Raw genomic sequence first — 17,651 nt, forward strand, 5'->3', positions numbered from 1 at the left:
CTCCATTTCAACAGTGAAATGGAGTTTTTATCTTGTCTTGATTCTTCTTGATTTAAAACATTAAAACCAATTTTTCATTCGGTTATAATCTAAGAAATAGGTGACCCTAAGTGAAAAATTGTTGACCATTGGAGCATTGAAAAGCTCATCAAAATTATTCTTGAACCGCATTCTGGAAATCTCAAGATAATTACTTGTCGCATTCCTGAAAAGCAAGGTCAACTGGCTTCCCGGTGCAAACCACCAGGAATAACGCAGATCCACGTTCCAGGAATTATAAGTTCCATTGAGATTAGGATTATAGTTTGTATTGGAATCTAAACTTCCATCGTTGTTAAGTGCATAGAACTGTTTGTAAGTTACATCTGAAAAATAGTGTCTGAAAGCCAGTGACAAGGTCATCGTCTCATTAAAGTTATATTTGCCTGTTATCGCATTCTCATAGGTATTTCTCTGTCTTCTTCCCATATAGATATTGCTCGCATCTTTGCCCGAATAACCAATTTCGTTATTACTAAAAACAGGATTGAACTGCCAGATCAAATTAAGTTTATCAGAAGCCCGATAACGCAGATATAATGATGGAACAATATAATTTCTCCCTTTTTGGTCATAGGCATAATAGTCAACCGTGATGTTATATTGAAGTTTTTTCCTGCTGTCACTTTCAAACCAAAGCCAACTGTCAAAATATCCGGGGACATTCAGATATCTTCCAAAAGTTCTTGGTTCATAGATATCTTTCTCTCCATAAGGTGTGAGCTCTACTCCACCTCCGAAGCTTTGGAATTTTTTATTTGTAAATGAATTATTATGGTTAAATACTAATCTCTGGTTAAGGAATGGGTCTAACCTGTGATAATAATTCAGATTGAAATTGAGATACATATTATTCAGTTTTTTGGTTGGCTGGAGAATCCTGTAACCATACCAGACATTATGATTTCCATAATTGGTCTTGGTAGAAAAACCAAGATCATTGATATCCCAATCTTTGTTCACATAATTGGCATTGATTTCAAATCTATGCTTGCCAGAGAATTTTCCAATTCCCGCGGTTCCCCTATTTCCGAATTTTGTATCACCATTCATCACCCAGCTTCCCTTGAGATTTCCATAGTAAGTATAAGTATTGGCTTTGTTACTGATGTTCCATAGCAATCCGGTAGCGTTAGCATCTCGAAAATCTCCCATTCTTGTTGTATTGGTATTGACCAAAGTCACCGATGAATTTCCACCGAATCTCTGGTCAAAAACCAAAACATTATAATTGGTCCAGGGTTCTACGACCTCTTTTCGAGTCGTTCCAGTTTCATTATCTCGAATTGTAGCGTCCATTTTTTCCGTAACACCATTGAAGATCCCGATTCCCAAACCTTTTTTCGTCCTTCCGGAAATTTTGAAAGCATTGAACAATTTCACTTTAGATGGATATTCTGTCACGGTCTCGTTTTCACCGACATTTGGATAGACAGATGGTTCACCTCCCACTCTTCTGGAATAGAACATGTCGCCTTTGCTGAAAAGTTCCGTGCCTTCCATAAAGAATGAACGTTGTTCGGAAAACTGCTGTTCAAATGGTGTCAAATTCAAAATCGAATTATCAAAGTTAGCTTGTCCAAAATCCGGGATCAATGTCATATCGAATGTGAAGGCATCATTGATTCCATACTTCAAGTCCATTCCGCCGTTGACATTCATTTCCGTTTTTCCATCAAAGCTATTGACATAAGTAGAAAAATATGGTGTAAAGGAGAGCCTCGTCGGCGTTTTTACATCAGTAATACCTTTTAAAACACCATCATAAAGAGTATAATTTCCTTTTTGATTATCTACGTGATTCCAATCGTACATCGTATTGGTTCTCTTGATTTTTCGAATCATATTAAGACCAAATTCCTGCAAATCCTTCTTAGGAAAACGCAATTCGAAAAAAGGAATTTTCATCTCTACAGCCCAACCTTTTTCATTGATCTTCACTGCGCTGTACCAAACAGCATTCCAGGACATATCTTCGTTTTCTGTCGTTAATTTTCCGTCAACCTGAACGCCAGCTGCGGTAACGATAAACTCCAAACTCTGCTGATGGTCATTATAACCATTGATGATAATTCCGAAAAAGTCATCATTGGCAATATTATCTCTCTCTGTTAATTCTTTTAAAATTTTTGAAGGTTGTGGGTCATACATTTGTGCAGCGATATATAATCCTGTGTCATCATAAAGAAATTTAACCTCCGTTTTCAAACTGTCTGCTTGCGGTTTTCCGTTATTTGGTTGTCTTTCTACGAAATTGGTCGCAACAGGAACACTTTTCCAAATCTCATCATCTAGAATCCCATCTATTTTTATGTTCTGGTCTTTCTTAATTGCTTGCAGTTTCTTTCTAGAAATGCTATCTGAAACGACAGTTTTCTGTGCAGAAATTTGCCAAAAAAGGATAGTTAATATAAGAATGCAAAATTTAGTTTTCATAGTTTTATTTTACTTGATGATAAGACAATGACTCAATAAATTTCGTTACATCAAAACAAAAAAAATCAGCCAAACAGCTGATTTTCAATTTAATATTTTATCTTAAGTACTTAATTAAGGTTTATAGCCATCCTTAAGTGTAACAGTTCTGTTGAATACCAAAGTCTCATCAGGAGAGTCTCTATCTTTCTTGTAATAACCGATTCTTTGGAACTGGAAATGGTCATCCAAAGTTGCATCTCTCAGGCTCGGTTCTGCGAAACCGTGAGAAATGTTCAATGATTGGGGATTAATGAACTCCATAAAATCTACTTCCTTCACAGCATCCGGCTGTTCTGTTGTGAACAATCTTTCATAAGTTCTGATTTCGATTGGCAAAGCGTGTTTTGCAGAAACCCAATGTAGCGTTCCTTTTACTTTTCTTAGACTTGCCTCAGTTCCGCTTCCAGACTTAGAATCTTCATCATAAGTCGCATAGATTGTAGTAATCTCACCATTTGCATCTTTCTCTACCCTTTCAGCTTTGATGATATAACCTGCTTTCAGGCGAACTTCTCCGCCCAATTTCAAACGGAAGAATTTTTTATCAGCTTCTTCCTTGAAATCCTCTCTTTCGATGTAAATTTCTCTTGAGAACGGAACTTCTCTTGTTCCTGCATTTTCGTCTTCTGGATTGTTCTCCGTTTCCAACCATTCTTCCTTATCCTCAGGATAATTCTCGATGATCAATTTGACCGGGTTTACAACCGCCATTACTCTGGTCGCCACTTTATTAAGATCTTCTCTTACAGAAAATTCAAGCAATTGAATATCAATGAGATTTTCTCTTTTCGCAACCCCAACTCTTTCAATGAAGTTTTTGATAGCTGTTGGTGTATAACCTTTTCTCCTAAGACCAGAAATAGTCGGCATTCTTGGGTCATCCCAACCAGTTGTAACACCTTCCTGAACTAATCTTTGAAGTTTCCTTTTGGAAGTGACCATATAAGAAACGTTCATCCTTGCAAATTCTCTCTGCTTTGGAGCAACACTTTCGTTATCATAAACTTGGTCAAGATACCATTCATACAATGGACGGTGGTTTTCAAATTCCAATGAGCATAATGAATGTGAAATTTGTTCGATATAATCAGACTCTCCATGCGCCCAATCGTACATCGGATAGATCTTCCATTTTTCTCCTGTTCTGTGATGCGGTTTTTTCAAGATTCTGTACATCACTGGATCACGCATATTCATATTAGGAGAAGCCATATCGATTTTCGCACGCAAGCTCATCGTTCCTTCTTCAAATTCACCGTTCTTCATTTTTTCGAAAAGTTCAAGACTCTCTTCAATAGGTCGGTCTCTGAAAGGCGAATTGATTCCTGCTTCAAAAGGGTTTTTTCTCTGTGCTGTGATATCTTCAGAAGATTGCTCATCTACATAAGCTTTACCTTCTTTAATCAACTCGACAGCCCAAACATATAATTGTTCAAAATAATCTGAAGTATATAATTCTTGGTCATATTTGAAACCTAACCAATCGATATCTGCTTTGATAGAATCTACAAACTCCTGCTCTTCTTTTGCTGGATTGGTATCATCAAAACGAAGGTTGACAGGCGCATTATATTTCTGGCCAAGACCAAAGTTGATACAGATAGCCTTTGTATGACCGATATGAAGATAACCATTGGGTTCCGGTGGGAATCTGAAACGCAGCTTGGATGCATCCAAACCGTTTTCCAGATCATCTTCTATGATCTGTTCTATAAAATTGAGTGATTTTTTTTCTTCTTCTTCCATAATCTGAAACGTGAATTGCAAATTTAATCTAATTTCCTCGAAAAATAAAACGATTCTGACCTATAAGAATAGATGAATATTTATGTCAAAAATTCTTGTAAAAGGTTACTTTTTTATTTTGTAAATGTTAAATTTGTGTGAACTTTAAACATTTAGTGATACAGAGTTCAATTTTTTTTAATTTTGGGATAATTAATAAATCGAAATGAATCGTAAAAAAATCCTTTTAATTGATGATGAGCAGGACATCTTGGAAATCATCTCTTATAATTTGGAAAAAGAAGGTTATCAGGTCTTTACCGCCGGAAATGGGAACGAAGGAATAGAAAAAGCAAAAGAAATATTGCCGGATCTCATTCTTCTAGACGTTATGATGCCGGAAAAAGACGGAATAGAAACGTGTCAGGATCTTCGCAAGATCAAAGAATTACAAAGAACCCTGATTGTGTTTTTATCTGCAAGAAGCGAGGAATTCTCACAACTAGCAGGTTACCAAGCTGGTGCTAATGATTATATTGTAAAATTGATCAAACCAAAGGTTTTAGTTTCCAAAGTAGCCGCATTATTACAAATGGGCGCTAATTCTCAGGAAAATTCAAATTATATAGAACTTGGAGATTTGATCATTGATAAAGATAATTTCAAAGTATCAAAAGGTAAAGAAGAGTTTTTGTTACCAAAAAAAGAATTCGATCTGCTTTATCTTTTAGCTTCCAATACGGAGAAGGTTTTCAAGAGGGAAGAGATCCTTGAAAAAGTCTGGGGCAATGATGTTATCGTAGGAGAAAGGACAATCGATGTGCATATCCGGAGGCTAAGGGAAAAACTCGGTATCAATACGATACAAACTCTCAAAGGAATAGGTTATAAATTAGTAGTTTAAGATTTTCTTTTTAGAAAATCTTTTTTTTGAAATGAAATTTAGGAATTCGATAAAAGTCAATTGGTTATCTGTTGCAGCATCCTTTCTATTGGTCGCTGTGGTTGGAGGCGTTGTAATGGTTTTTGAATTCTATTCCAGTGATACTTTCTTCAAGACCAAAGATTTCAATTACTTCTTAATATTTACATTGTGGTTCGTTTTCATTGTCAATTATTTCGTTTTAGAATTTTTATTCAGTTTTTATAGTAAGAATCAGATCAGAAGAATTACGAATATTCTTCCGGAAGATATTATTCATGATTTTGATACGGATATCGGATTTAAGGAACTTGGTGAGAAAGTTCATGAGATGAACCAAAAAAATGCCGAGATCGATATGATGAAGGAAATGGAAGATTATCGAAAGGAATATATTGGAAATGTTTCGCACGAACTGAAAACACCTCTTTTTTCAATCCAAGGTTATATAGAAACTTTGCGAGATGGTGGCGTGGAAGATCTAAACATCCGGGACAAATATCTCCAAAGAATCGATAGTTCTGTTGAAAGGCTTTTGAATATCGTAAAAGACCTGGATATGATCAATCGTTTTGAAGCCGGACAAATTGAGCTCAAATATTCGACATTTGATATCAATTATTTGATCCAGGAAGTTTTTGACCTTCTGGAAATGGAAGCAGAAAGGCAATCTATGACAATGCAGCTTCAGACCACACAATCTCAGCTCTTTGTATTTGCGGATAAACAAAGAATATCTCAGGTTTTGATCAACTTAATATCCAATGCCGTAAAATATGCCAACAGAGAAGAAGCTCAGATCATCGTTTCCACAAGAGAAGGAATGAAAAGCATCCACATCTCTGTGGAAGATAACGGAATGGGAATCAAACCGGAAAACCTGCCAAGAATCTTCGAACGTTTCTATCGTGTAGAATCCAGTAGAAACAGAAAGGAAGGAGGCTCAGGTCTTGGTCTCGCTATTGTGAAACATATCATGGAAGCCCATAAACAGACAATTGCTGTGGAGAGTGTCTATCTCTCTGGTACCAAATTCAAATTCAAACTAGAGAAATCTTCAATCGAAAGAATGAAAAAATTGAAACAGAATTTTATTGACTGATCGTTATATCAGAAAGCTGGAAATTTATAAAAAACTTTTTCAAAAAAAAATTTCCAAGAAACTTTTATGGAATTTCATTTGTTTTATATTTGCAACATCAATCAAGGTAATATAAAGTTTAAAGTAAAGCGAAAATGGTTTATAAGGTAAGAGTAATTCTAGACGCCAAAGAGACAATCTTCCGAGACATAGAGGTCAAAGAAAAGCAAACACTTTGGAATCTGCATCTGGGTATAAAAAGTGCCTTTAATCTACCGGGTGAGGAGTTGTCTTCTTTTTATTTTTCTGATGATGAATGGAATGAAGGAAACGCTGTTCCTCTGGAAGACATGAGTGATGATGGTGATGGAGAAATAATGTCCGACATCTATCTGCCAGAAGGTTTCCCTGCTGTTGGAAGCAAAATGAGATTCCAATATGGATTTATAGAACTTTGGGAATTTTTCTGCGAATTATTGGAAATCGTAGATGAAAAAACGGCTGTCAATTATCCCCTTACAGTTTACAGATTCGGGAATGTACCATTGAAAGCGCCAAGCAAAAATGGAAGTGACAATGGTAGATCTTCTAAAAAATCTGCCATATTTTTGGATGATGATTTTGTAGATTTTGACTCAGAATTCAAAGAAACAAGTTTCGAAGATGAAGATGATGACTACAACGATGATGACGAAGACGAAGGATACAATGACGTTTTCGAAGAAGACGACGAGGATTAAAGGAACATTTATAAAATATTAACAAGCCCGAATTTTTCGGGCTTTTTTATTTTCATTACATTTACAACATAGACTTTAAAATTTAGCAATGAAAAAGCTGATTCTTTTACCGGCAATCGCCGCATTATTATTATCATGTAAAACCCAGAATCATACTATGGAAAACCCACAAGAATGGAAACGTACGACCAATATCTATGAAGTTAATGTAAGACAATATACGCAGGAAGGTACTTTTGCGGCATTTGAAAAAGAGCTTCCGAGACTAAAAAAAATGGGCGTTAAGACATTGTGGTTTATGCCAATTACACCTATCGCCCAACTCAACAAAAAAGGAAGTTTGGGCAGCCAGTATGCTGCTTACGATTATACAAGCATCAATCCTGAATTTGGAACTTTGGAGAATTTCAAACATTTGGTAAATGAAGCTCACAAAATGGGATTCAAAGTGATCATCGACTGGGTTGCCAATCATACCGGCTGGGACCACGTCTGGACAAAATCTCATCCCGATTGGTATCTGAAAGATCCTGACGGAAGTTTCCATAAAGCCAGTGGAATGGACGATATCATAGAACTGGACTATTCTAATAAAGAAATGCGTCTGGCAATGATAGACGCCATGAAATATTGGGTAAGAGAAACTAACATCGATGGATTTCGTTGCGATCTGGCAAGTTGGGTAGAAGTGGATTTTTGGCAACAGGCAAGACCTGAAGTAGAGAAACTGAAACCGCTTTTCTTTTTAGGAGAATTTGATGAGTTGGAAAATCCGGATTATGGAAAAGTTTTCGATGCAAGTTACAGCTGGAAATGGATGCATCTTTCCGAAGATTTTTACAAGAAAAACCTTCCGCTTTCTGACCTCAAAAATCTTTTGGAGCAATACTCAAAAATTGGAGATAACTCAATGAGAGCTTGGTTCACCAGCAATCATGATGAAAATTCCTGGAACGGAACCGAGTATGAAAAATATGGAGATTTCGCACAAGCTTTAGCCGTTTTCTCTGCAACTTGGAATGGTGTTCCTCTACTCTACAATGGTCAGGAATTGCCAATGAAAACCAAACGTCTGGAATTCTTTGAGAAAGACCCTATTCCTTGGAACGGAAAATATGAATTGGAAGATTTTTATAAAACATTATTTGCTTTGAAATCTGAAAATCCCGCCTTAAGAGGTGGTGACCCTGCCGTTACAACTTTTTGGATTAACACAACTTCGAATGATAAAATCTTGGCTTATCTTAGAAAAAATGGAGAACGTGAAGCTTTAGTTTTAATTAATACATCAAAAGATGCTGTTAATTTCAAATTGGAAGATGATAATTCGGTGGGAAGTTATAAGAATGTTTTCACGAATAGTAAAGCAGAATTCATCAAAGGTTCCGATGTTAATTTACCTGCTTACGGATATTTGGTTTATGAGAAGTAGATTCCTAGACATTAGACATCAGACTTCGATTAAAAAAACATAAAAAACCCTTTCATTTATCGAAAGGGTTTACTTTTTATATAAAACTGAATTCTAATAAGCTGCGGTAAAACGTTGTTTCACAAAATTATTTTGTTCCAACTCATCCACCAAAGCAACCGCAACATCTTCCACGGAAAGGATGCTTCTTCCCTCTTCATTGAAAACCGGATTTTCCAAAGCCGTTCTGTAAGTACCTTTTCTAACGCCGGCAGTTCCCTGATGCATTTCAATTGCTGGGGAGAAGAATGTCCAATCTAGAGTTTCATTTTTTTTGATTTCATTTAAATAATCTCTTGCAGCAGTAGCACCCGGTTTTATCTCTGCTGGAAAATCCGGACCGTCTACCAATTGGTTTCCGTCGATGAACAAACTTCCCGCACCACCAACTGTAATAAATCTTTTCACGCCTGATTTTTCAACAGCTTTTTCGATATTTCTAGAACCTTTTAAAAAGTCGTCATAGAGATTCGGGTTTGTCCAACCTGCGTTGAATGTATTGATTACCGCATCGCTTCCTTCAAGTACTTTTGCTAATTCATCTATATCGTTCACATCTGCGCTTGTTGCAATTACGTTATCTTTCGTTTCCACTTTTGAGCTGTCTCTTGCGATGGCAATTACAACATAACCTCTGTTTGATAACTCATTAACAACTTGTTTTCCCACGAATCCTGTTGCTCCGATTACTGCTACTTTACTCATTTTTTTATAATTTAAATTAATTGTAATATATTTTGTTACATTTTGTACTAAAAATTTTTAAATGAATTGATTACTAAAGTCCGACAGATTCTTCTGTTTTAAAAACTGAAGAACCAAATCATCCGTGTCATTGAATAAAAGACTCAGATTCTTATTGATATCTTTCCCAATATTACAAAGAGGATTAGGATTTTGATTTTTCTTTCCTAGAACTTCTGTGTTTTTTACAGATTCGTAGATATCAGAAATATTGATTTGTTCAGGATTTTTAGCAATTCTAACACCTCCTACTTTTCCTTGTCTGCTTTCTATTAAGCCGGATTTTTTGAGGTTAATCAATTCTTTACGGACAATCACGGGGTTGACATTCACGCTTCCGGCAATCCAATCAGACGTCAACCATTCCTGCGAATCTTTCGCAAGAAGGGTCAAAATATGTATCGCGGTTGCAAATCTCGTGTTGTTCATAACGGTGCAAAGTTAAAACAATTTTTTAATTGTAACAAAATTAATTACAATTAAAAATTATTAACTGTAATTAATTTATTTTTGATTTTATTTTGTTTCAATATCAATGATTTTTTCGCCCTTATCTCCAAGATATTTTTTGATAAGCTGGCGGTAAATTTTATGACCATCATCCACATTAGTGAAAATGATTAAGCCTTGTTTAGTTTTTGGTAAAATGAAAGCAATTGTATTGACACCTTTATCAGCACCACCGTGTGAAAACGCGAATTCCCCTTCTCCTAAGTCATAAATTTCAAAACCCAGTCCGAAATATTTGTTCTTTTTGGTTTCAACTTGCTTGGTTTTCATCGCTTCAAAGACCGAAGGCGAAAACAACTCATTATTGATAATCGCAACCAAAAATTTCCCATAATCTTCCACAGTCGTTGTCAAATCATCTGCTGCATTGGCGGTTTTATTCCTCACAATATCATAAGATCTTCCGTTAATATCATAACCAATAACAATTCTGTCAGCATCTTTTTTATCATTCCAAATGTAACTAGTGTCATTCATTTCCAAAGGTTGAAAAACAAATTCTTTAGCCAATTCTTCCAGACTTTTATGGAATTTATTTTCGATTGCTTTTCTCAGATATTCAAAACCTTCTCCTGAATATTGATATTTTGTTCCTGGCTCGAATTCGAAATTGAGTTTATTATCTTTACTCATCCAACGCCAGTTGGGAAATCCTGTTTGATGACTTAACACCAATCTTGTTGTCAGCTTTTTATGACGGGAATCTTTCGCAATATCCGGATCAATCCAATATTTGTCCAGCGGTTCATCAAGATTCCATTTCCCAAGACTTACCAAACGTAAAACTGTCATTGCTGTTACCGGTTTCGTTAAAGATGCGACATTGAAAAGACTGTTATAAGCTGCGGAAGTTTTGCCATCTTGAGTTCCGTAAACATTTATTTTTGTCAATTTTCCATCTTCAATCAAACCTAATCCTAAAGTCGGAATGTTGTTATCTTTTAATAGTTGTTCAATGCCATTATCATTTTCGTCTAGTTTGGCATCGCCGTGGTCATAACTCAAAATATCACTCATAATCCAATTTCCATCTTTCTTTGTCCAAACTGTAGTGAATTTTGCCTGACCGCCTAAAGCATCTTGCTTTCCTTTTTCACGAATATAAAACCTGTGTTCTCCAGATTGTATTGCGCCGTACAATTTGCCATTATTGTACAAAGGAAAAACCTCTAAACTGTTTTCAATGACTTTTCGGATTGACTTTTGATTTGGGTTTCCACAGATATTTTGTTTCGTTCTTTCCAAGAATAACTTTTTGTCTTGAAAACCGCCGTTATCGTGGTAGAATTTCAGATTATCATCTACTGATTTCTCAAGATATACGATATCACAATTATTAAATCCACGTTCAAAGAAAATACTATCCTGCTTTTTGAGTTCAAGAAATAAAGGTGAATTTTTGTCGATTTGAGCTTTCAGATTTCCGATAGAAAGGAATAGAAAAAGGAAGATAAATCCGAATTGTTTTTTCATTGTTTTATTTTTGACAAAGGTTCAGATTTAATTGATTTCAAGTCAAAAATTTAGCCCGACAATAACCCGACAATTGGCTGACAGGATTATAAAATACTGAAATTCAGCTTATAATAAAGGCTTTGTTTTTTATCTAATTGATAAGCGTTTCTAAGAATGATGTAAATATCAGCTAAGATTAATACAATAATTGTTACCATTACAGACTCTTTTCCGAGCTTTAAAATAACCACTAGCATAAAAATAATTGGAGCAATAATCGCCAAAATAATCTGAAGCGAAATAATTTGTTTGATGATTGGAGACTTCTGTTTTGAAATCAACATTATCAATAAAGGTGGCAGAAAATTGGCAATCGGAAACCAACATAACGGAAGCGAAGAAAGATTGATGATTTTGATTAAAGTCCAATTTTCAATTGGCTCATTTTCTATTATTAAAATGGATTCTTCAACAATTGGATTTTCTACAGCAGATTCTTCTATCAGAATAATAGGCGTCAACAAATCATTTTCAGAAACATCAAGACTAAAAGCCAGAGTTTTCAAAGTATAACCCTTTGGTTCTGTCCCGGCTTCAATCCGTTGAATTGTTCTAACAGAAAGTCCCGACTTTTCAGCCAATTCTTCCTGAGTTAGATTTTGTTTTTCCCTGATTTTTTTTAATTCCGACATTTAATTATAAATGATATTTGATTTTAAAACAAATTTACAGAATCCGTAGTTTTAATCCTTAATTCAACAAAAAAACCTTCCAAAATTGAAAGGTTTTATATGATTTTTAATATTAATTATTTCATACTCAAAACTTTGTCTACAACGTAAACCGTGTTTCCACGCCAAGGCAAAGTTCCGTGATATTCTTTGTAATGTAAATCGAAATATTTTCCGCTATTCATTTCCAATTGTTTGAAAACCGCTTCATCTTGTATCGAAAACTCAAACTGGTTACTTCCAATCGGCGCTCCGGGTTTTGCTGCTCCAAATCCCTCCTGAATCAGTTTTCCTTCGTAGGTTTTGAACACATTTCCTTTGTTGACCGCATAATTAAGATAACCGGATTTTACACCTTCTCCAAAAACGAAATAATATTTCCACCAAACAAAAACGCCTAAGAATAAAAATATTACGGCTAAAGTCATCCAAAGATATTTCATAATCGATTTATTTTGAGAAATAAAGATATAAAATTATTTTTTCGATATTGCTCTGGAAATCACAATCTTTTGAATCTCCGAAGTTCCCTCGTAAATCTGAGTGATTTTCGCATCACGCATCATTCTTTCAACATGATATTCCTTCACATAACCGTACCCACCGTGGATTTGAACCGCTTCTACCGTCGTATCCATAGCAACCTGAGATGCATACAATTTGGCCATTGCACCACTTTCTGAGATATCTTTACCTTCATCTTTTTCAGCAGCTGCTTTGTAAATCAACATTCTTGCAGCCATAATGTTGGTATGCATATCCGCCAATTTGAAAGCAATTGCCTGATGATTGATAATTTCTGTTCCGAATGATTTCCTTTCTTTCGCATATTTCAAAGACAATTCATAAGCACCGGAAGCAATTCCCAAAGCCTGAGAAGCAATCCCGATTCTACCACCATTCAAAACAGCCATCGCAAAAGCGAAACCGAAACCATCGTCTCCAATTCTATTTTCTTTAGGAACTTTCACATCGGTAAACATCAAAGAATGCGTGTCACTTCCACGGATTCCTAATTTATCTTCTTTCTTTCCAACCTGAAAACCTTCCCAGCCTTTCTCAACAATAAAAGCATTGATTCCTTTATGTTTTTTCTCAGGATGAGTTTGCGCAATGACGATATAATAAGTTGCATTTCCTCCGTTGGTAATCCAGTTTTTGGTTCCGTTCAACAAGTAATAATCACCTTTGTCTTCGGCAGTTGTTGATTGAGAAGTAGCATCAGAACCAGCTTCCGGCTCAGATAGAGCAAAAGCTCCAATTACTTCCCCACTCGCAAGAGGTTTAAGGTATTTCATTTTTTGCTCCTCATTACAGAATTTTTCCAAGCCTGCACAAACCAATGAGTTATTTACCGACATTACAACGGCTGCGGATGCATCAATTTTTGCAATTTCTTCCATCGCTAAAACATAAGAAACACTATCCAGACCAGCACCACCGTATTTTGGGTCAACCATCATTCCCAAAAATCCCATTTCGCCCATCTTTTTAACAGCATCGTAAGGAAATTTCTGTTCATTATCTCTTTCTATAACACCTTCCAAAAGTTCTGCGTTTGCAAAATCTCTTGCGGCCTGTTGAATCATCTGTTGTTCTTCTGTAAGATTGAAATCCATGTGGTTTTTAATTATATTTTTCGTTCGTAAATATAAACTTTTTAACAAAAAATCAAAGCGAAATGCCATATTTTGTTATCTTAGAAAAAAAAATTATATTTACGATAATGTAAACTCAATTTTAATAATTTATTAATAAAGATATTTTATGAACGTTAAAAGAATATTTGATTTTTCTGCTCTGGCAATGGAACAATTTCCGAAAGAAGATTGTCTTGTGACGAAAAAAAATGGAATTTGGAATAAAACATCAACGCTTGAGTTTATCAATCAAGGGAATAAAATCTCGAGAGGACTTTTGAAACTCGGAATCAAACCTGGCGACAAAATCGGTCTTATATCTTCTAACAACAGAACAGAATGGGCTGTAATGGATCTGGGAATTTCGCAGATTGGCGTGGTTACCGTTCCCGTCTATCCTACAATATCTGAGGAAGATTATGTTTATATTTTCAATAATTCCGAAATCAAATATTGTTTTGTGTCCGACGCCGACCTTTACAAAAAACTGACGAACGCAAAACCAAATATCCCTTCTTTGGTAGGAATTTTTACCTTTGATGAGATTGACGGTGCACCCAACTGGAACGAGATTCTTGACCTTGGCGAAAATGATGCGACACAAATTGAAGTAGATGATTTGGCAAGAGCAATCAACCCAGAAGATTTGGCAACAATCATTTACACTTCCGGAACGACAGGAAAACCAAAAGGTGTACAATTGACACACAACAACCTGGTTGCTAATGTCACTGCAAGTACACCGAGAATCCCAAAAGAAAAAGGCCTGGATTACAAAGAAGTCAAAGCTTTGAGCTTTCTTCCGATTTGTCACGTTTTCGAACGAATGATTTTCTATCTCTATCTAAGTAATGGAATTTCCATTTACTTTGCGGAAAGCATTGAGAAAATCGGGGAAAATGTAAAGGAAGTGAAACCTCAATATATGACGGTCGTTCCGAGATTGGTAGAAAAAGTTTACGATTCTATTTATAATAAAGGAACTGCCGCAGGCGGGTTAAAATCGAAAATTTTCCTTTGGTCATTAGGCATCGCAGAAAAATATGAATTAGGACAACCAAAATCTTTTATGCACACGATTGCTGACAAACTGGTTTTCAAAAAATGGAGAGAAGGTCTGGGCGGCAATCTGATTACTTTGGTTTCCGGTTCTGCTGCCTTATCAAAACGATTGAACAATATGTTCCACGCTGCAGGAATTCCGATTTTGGAAGGTTATGGTCTGACGGAAACTTCGCCTGTTATTTCCGTGAATGCATTCGGAAAGGTGAAAGCTGGCTCTGTTGGTATTCCGTTGGAAAACGTCAAAGTTAAAATTGAATCTGACGGAGAAATTGTTGTAAAAGGGCCTTCTGTTTTTGAAGGTTATTACCGTGACGAGGAAAAAACCAAAGAAGCTTTTACCGATGACTGTTATTTCAGGACAGGTGACATTGGGCACTTGGATGAGGATAATTTCCTTTTCATAACGGACAGAAAGAAAGAAATGTTCAAAACTTCCGGCGGTAAATTTGTAGCACCTCAGGTTATCGAAAATCTTGCGAAAGCTTCGAAATTCATTGAACAAATCATGGTTGTTGGCGATGGTGAGAAAATGCCTTGTGCATTGGTTCAACCTGACTTTGCCTTTGCTAAAAATTGGGCAGAATTACATAATGTGAAAATCATTGATTCGCCAAAAGAAATTGCCGCAAATCCTGCTGTTAAATCTAGAATAGAACAGGAAATTGAGAAAATCAATCAACATCTTGGAAAATGGGAACAAATAAAAAAGATTGAATTGACCCCAAAAGTCTGGACAATAGATGATGGACTTCTGACACCAACACTTAAACTGAAAAGGAAGGCTATTAAAGCGGAATTCCAAGATCTATACGACAGAATGTACAAAGAATAACCTGAAGCTATCCAATGGATAGCTTTTTTTCTGAAGGTTTTTCATATTTATTTATATTTGCGTTAAACGATGGTTTAAAAATCGTATCAGAAAAATGGAAGTAAAAAGAATCTTCGATATTCCTTATTATTCGAAAGCTAATTTCGAAAAAGATGATTTTATCTGTGACAAAAGAAACGGAAAATGGGAGAAAATCTCAACGGACGACTATATCAAAATCACAAACCAACTATCTAGAGCTTTACTAAAATATGGACTAAAAAAAGGAGATAAAATTGCTATCACGTCGTCTAACAATAGAGTCGAATGGTGTTTTTTTGACCAAGCTGCTTTGCAAATTGGTATTGTAACCGTTCCGATTTATCCTTCTATTTCGGCTGAAGATTGTGTTTATAACCTGGAAAATTCGGATTCTAAGATCTGTATTGTTTCGGATGCAAAATTATTTGAGAAAATCAATTCGGTTAAAAGTCAATTACCAGATTTACAGGAGATTTTTACATTTGATAAAGTTGATAATGCCAAAAACTGGAAAGAACTTTTTGATTTGGGAAAAGAAAACGATAATCAACAGCAAGTTGATTCTATCAAAGCTTCAATTTCTGAGGATGACCTGGCTTCGATCATTTATACTTCCGGAACGACAGGAAAACCGAAAGGTGTAATGCTGACGCACAAAAACATCGTTTCTGATGTAATTGGTTGCGAAGACAGAATCCCGCACAAAGATTCCAAAAACAAAGCTTTAAGTTTTCTTCCGCTTTGTCACGTTTACGAAAGGATGATTCTATATCTTTTCACAACCAACGGAATTTCTATGTATTTTGCTGAAAGTAATGAGAAACTTAGCGAAAATCTGAAAGAAGTAAAACCGCAATATATGACGGTTGTTCCGAGAATGGTGGAAAAAGTCTATGATGCGATTTATAAAAGAGGGACAGAATCCGGCGGAATAAAAGCTAAAATTTTCCTTTGGTCCTTGAAAGTTGCTGAAAACTATAAATTGGGTAGTTCAAAATCTTTGGCTCATATTATTGCGGATAAAATCGTTTTCAGCAAATGGAGAGAAGGTTTGGGAGGAAATCTCATAACGTTGGTTTCAGGTTCAGCTGCATTATCAAAACGATTGAACACGATGTTTCATGCTGCAGGAATTCCGATTTTGGAAGGTTACGGATTGACCGAAACTTCTCCGGTAATTGCAGTCAACAGTTTTGAATTTACAAAAATCGGTTCTGTTGGAAGACCGATCAAAAATATCGATGTTAAAATCCAGGAAGATGGCGAAATCACAGTAAAAGGTCCGACGGTGACGCAAGGTTATTACAAAGACGAAGAAAAAACAAAAGAAATCTTCACAGAAGATGGTTACTTCAAAACTGGTGACATTGGAATTTTGGATGAAGATAATTTTCTTTCCATTACTGATAGAAAAAAAGAAATGTTCAAAACTTCCGGTGGAAAATATGTTGCACCTCAAGTGATCGAAAATCTGGCAAAAGCATCTCAATTCATCGAGCAGATCATGGTTGTTGGTGATGGGGAGAAAATGCCGACAGCACTCATTCAACCTGATTTTGATTATGCTAAAAATTGGGCTTCAAAAAATAATACCAATGTTGGAACTTCTCTTGAAGACATTGCCCAATCTAAGGAATTGAAATCTGAGATCGAAAAAGAAATTGAGAAAATAAACCAACATCTCGGCAAATGGGAACAAGTCAAAAAAATTGAATTAACTCCGGAAATCTGGACCGAAGATAATGGACTTCTTACTCCTACTCTAAAATTGAAAAGAAAAGCGGTGAAAGAGCATTTTATCACGTTGTATGAGAAGCTTTATGATAGATAATTAATCTTGAATTAATCTGTTTTTATATAACAAAGTCAACTGGCAACTAGAAGACCTAAAAGTCTATCTTTGTAAATATTATCTGAAAACAAAATATGATTATAACACGAGTAGAATTGATAAAGATCTGTGAAAGATTTCTTTCTGATGAAGTAAGCAAAGAAGAATTGATCCATTTTGCAACGACCGTCATGTTTGATGATGAAGATAAGTATGAATGTGAAGATGAACTGGTCGAGGAAATCCTGTCGCAATGGGACAATGTGCAAACCCAGCCCAAAATCAATAAAACAAGTATTCAGTTTTTGAAAAATGCGCTTCAAGATTTGAATTAATAAAAATAAAAACGCTTCAGAAATTCTGAAG

Annotated in this window: 15 protein-coding genes; 7 read left to right on the forward strand and 8 right to left on the reverse strand. The window is 35.6% G+C overall.

Going from position 1 to position 17,651, the window contains the following annotated elements:
* Positions 1 to 60 precede the first annotated feature (60 nt).
* Complete coding sequence (locus RTX21_RS11630) at positions 61 to 2,475, reverse strand: DUF5916 domain-containing protein (protein ID WP_312767853.1); 2,415 nt, start codon at positions 2,473 to 2,475, stop codon at positions 61 to 63.
* A gap of 114 nt (positions 2,476 to 2,589) precedes the next feature.
* Positions 2,590 to 4,263 carry a glutamine--tRNA ligase/YqeY domain fusion protein gene (locus tag RTX21_RS11635; protein WP_312767855.1) on the reverse strand — a complete coding sequence of 558 codons (1,674 nt, stop codon included), beginning with the start codon at positions 4,261 to 4,263 and terminating at the stop codon, positions 2,590 to 2,592.
* Between the two features lie 205 nt (positions 4,264 to 4,468).
* On the opposite strand from RTX21_RS11635, the gene RTX21_RS11640 reads away from it, so the two are divergent.
* From RTX21_RS11640 to RTX21_RS11655, 4 genes are all read left to right on the forward strand, one after another.
* Positions 4,469 to 5,146: a response regulator transcription factor gene (locus RTX21_RS11640; protein ID WP_027382525.1), complete on the forward strand. Its 678-nt coding sequence runs from the start codon at positions 4,469 to 4,471 to the stop codon at positions 5,144 to 5,146.
* Between the two features lie 49 nt (positions 5,147 to 5,195).
* Complete coding sequence (locus RTX21_RS11645; protein ID WP_312768473.1) at positions 5,196 to 6,266, forward strand: ATP-binding protein; 1,071 nt, start codon at positions 5,196 to 5,198, stop codon at positions 6,264 to 6,266.
* Positions 6,267 to 6,400: 134 nt separating this feature from the next.
* Positions 6,401 to 6,985, forward strand: a complete 585-nt coding sequence (locus tag RTX21_RS11650) for an IS1096 element passenger TnpR family protein (protein WP_312767857.1) — start codon at positions 6,401 to 6,403, stop codon at positions 6,983 to 6,985.
* 88 nt (positions 6,986 to 7,073) lie between these two features.
* Positions 7,074 to 8,417 (forward strand): alpha-amylase family glycosyl hydrolase, encoded by a 1,344-nt coding sequence (locus RTX21_RS11655; RefSeq protein WP_312767859.1) that lies wholly within the window; start codon positions 7,074 to 7,076, stop codon positions 8,415 to 8,417.
* Between the two features lie 93 nt (positions 8,418 to 8,510).
* Here RTX21_RS11655 and RTX21_RS11660 read toward each other — a convergent pair whose 3' ends face one another.
* From RTX21_RS11660 to RTX21_RS11685, 6 genes are all read right to left on the reverse strand, one after another.
* Positions 8,511 to 9,161 (reverse strand): NAD(P)H-binding protein, encoded by a 651-nt coding sequence (locus tag RTX21_RS11660; protein WP_312767861.1) that lies wholly within the window; start codon positions 9,159 to 9,161, stop codon positions 8,511 to 8,513.
* A 57-nt stretch (positions 9,162 to 9,218) separates the two neighbouring features.
* Complete coding sequence (locus RTX21_RS11665; protein WP_312767862.1) at positions 9,219 to 9,629, reverse strand: Rrf2 family transcriptional regulator; 411 nt, start codon at positions 9,627 to 9,629, stop codon at positions 9,219 to 9,221.
* A gap of 87 nt (positions 9,630 to 9,716) precedes the next feature.
* Positions 9,717 to 11,183, reverse strand: coding sequence for a serine hydrolase (locus RTX21_RS11670; protein ID WP_312767863.1), 1,467 nt, complete (start codon positions 11,181 to 11,183; stop codon positions 9,717 to 9,719).
* A gap of 86 nt (positions 11,184 to 11,269) precedes the next feature.
* Positions 11,270 to 11,857: a helix-turn-helix domain-containing protein gene (locus tag RTX21_RS11675; protein WP_312767865.1), complete on the reverse strand. Its 588-nt coding sequence runs from the start codon at positions 11,855 to 11,857 to the stop codon at positions 11,270 to 11,272.
* Between the two features lie 116 nt (positions 11,858 to 11,973).
* A complete protein-coding gene (locus tag RTX21_RS11680) occupies positions 11,974 to 12,339 on the reverse strand; it encodes a hypothetical protein (protein WP_312767867.1) in 366 nt (121 codons plus the stop codon).
* Between the two features lie 33 nt (positions 12,340 to 12,372).
* Positions 12,373 to 13,515 carry an acyl-CoA dehydrogenase family protein gene (locus RTX21_RS11685; RefSeq protein WP_312767870.1) on the reverse strand — a complete coding sequence of 381 codons (1,143 nt, stop codon included), beginning with the start codon at positions 13,513 to 13,515 and terminating at the stop codon, positions 12,373 to 12,375.
* A gap of 148 nt (positions 13,516 to 13,663) precedes the next feature.
* On the opposite strand from RTX21_RS11685, the gene RTX21_RS11690 reads away from it, so the two are divergent.
* From RTX21_RS11690 to RTX21_RS11700, 3 genes are all read left to right on the forward strand, one after another.
* On the forward strand, positions 13,664 to 15,433 hold the full coding sequence (locus tag RTX21_RS11690) for a long-chain fatty acid--CoA ligase (protein ID WP_312767872.1): 1,770 nt from the start codon (positions 13,664 to 13,666) through the stop codon (positions 15,431 to 15,433).
* Positions 15,434 to 15,527: 94 nt separating this feature from the next.
* Positions 15,528 to 17,285, forward strand: coding sequence for a long-chain fatty acid--CoA ligase (locus RTX21_RS11695; protein WP_312767874.1), 1,758 nt, complete (start codon positions 15,528 to 15,530; stop codon positions 17,283 to 17,285).
* A gap of 95 nt (positions 17,286 to 17,380) precedes the next feature.
* Complete coding sequence (locus RTX21_RS11700; RefSeq protein ID WP_312767875.1) at positions 17,381 to 17,620, forward strand: hypothetical protein; 240 nt, start codon at positions 17,381 to 17,383, stop codon at positions 17,618 to 17,620.
* Positions 17,621 to 17,651 lie beyond the last annotated feature (31 nt).

The sequence above is a fragment of the Epilithonimonas sp. genome (assembly GCF_032054305.1).
In the GTDB taxonomy this organism is placed as follows: domain Bacteria; phylum Bacteroidota; class Bacteroidia; order Flavobacteriales; family Weeksellaceae; genus Epilithonimonas.

Bases quoted from the DNA above. Each gene is read 5' to 3' on its own strand.
- RTX21_RS11630 (WP_312767853.1), bottom strand. From the start codon at position 2,475: ATGAAAACTAAATTTTGCATTCTTATATTAACTATCCTTTTTTGGCAA.
- RTX21_RS11635 (WP_312767855.1), bottom strand. From the start codon at position 4,263: ATGGAAGAAGAAGAAAAAAAATCACTCAATTTTATAGAACAGATCATA.
- RTX21_RS11640 (WP_027382525.1), top strand. From the start codon at position 4,469: ATGAATCGTAAAAAAATCCTTTTAATTGATGATGAGCAGGACATCTTG.
- RTX21_RS11650 (WP_312767857.1), top strand. From the start codon at position 6,401: ATGGTTTATAAGGTAAGAGTAATTCTAGACGCCAAAGAGACAATCTTC.
- RTX21_RS11655 (WP_312767859.1), top strand. From the start codon at position 7,074: ATGAAAAAGCTGATTCTTTTACCGGCAATCGCCGCATTATTATTATCA.
- RTX21_RS11660 (WP_312767861.1), bottom strand. From the start codon at position 9,161: ATGAGTAAAGTAGCAGTAATCGGAGCAACAGGATTCGTGGGAAAACAA.
- RTX21_RS11665 (WP_312767862.1), bottom strand. From the start codon at position 9,629: ATGAACAACACGAGATTTGCAACCGCGATACATATTTTGACCCTTCTT.
- RTX21_RS11670 (WP_312767863.1), bottom strand. From the start codon at position 11,183: ATGAAAAAACAATTCGGATTTATCTTCCTTTTTCTATTCCTTTCTATC.
- RTX21_RS11675 (WP_312767865.1), bottom strand. From the start codon at position 11,857: ATGTCGGAATTAAAAAAAATCAGGGAAAAACAAAATCTAACTCAGGAA.
- RTX21_RS11680 (WP_312767867.1), bottom strand. From the start codon at position 12,339: ATGAAATATCTTTGGATGACTTTAGCCGTAATATTTTTATTCTTAGGC.
- RTX21_RS11685 (WP_312767870.1), bottom strand. From the start codon at position 13,515: ATGGATTTCAATCTTACAGAAGAACAACAGATGATTCAACAGGCCGCA.
- RTX21_RS11690 (WP_312767872.1), top strand. From the start codon at position 13,664: ATGAACGTTAAAAGAATATTTGATTTTTCTGCTCTGGCAATGGAACAA.
- RTX21_RS11695 (WP_312767874.1), top strand. From the start codon at position 15,528: ATGGAAGTAAAAAGAATCTTCGATATTCCTTATTATTCGAAAGCTAAT.
- RTX21_RS11700 (WP_312767875.1), top strand. From the start codon at position 17,381: ATGATTATAACACGAGTAGAATTGATAAAGATCTGTGAAAGATTTCTT.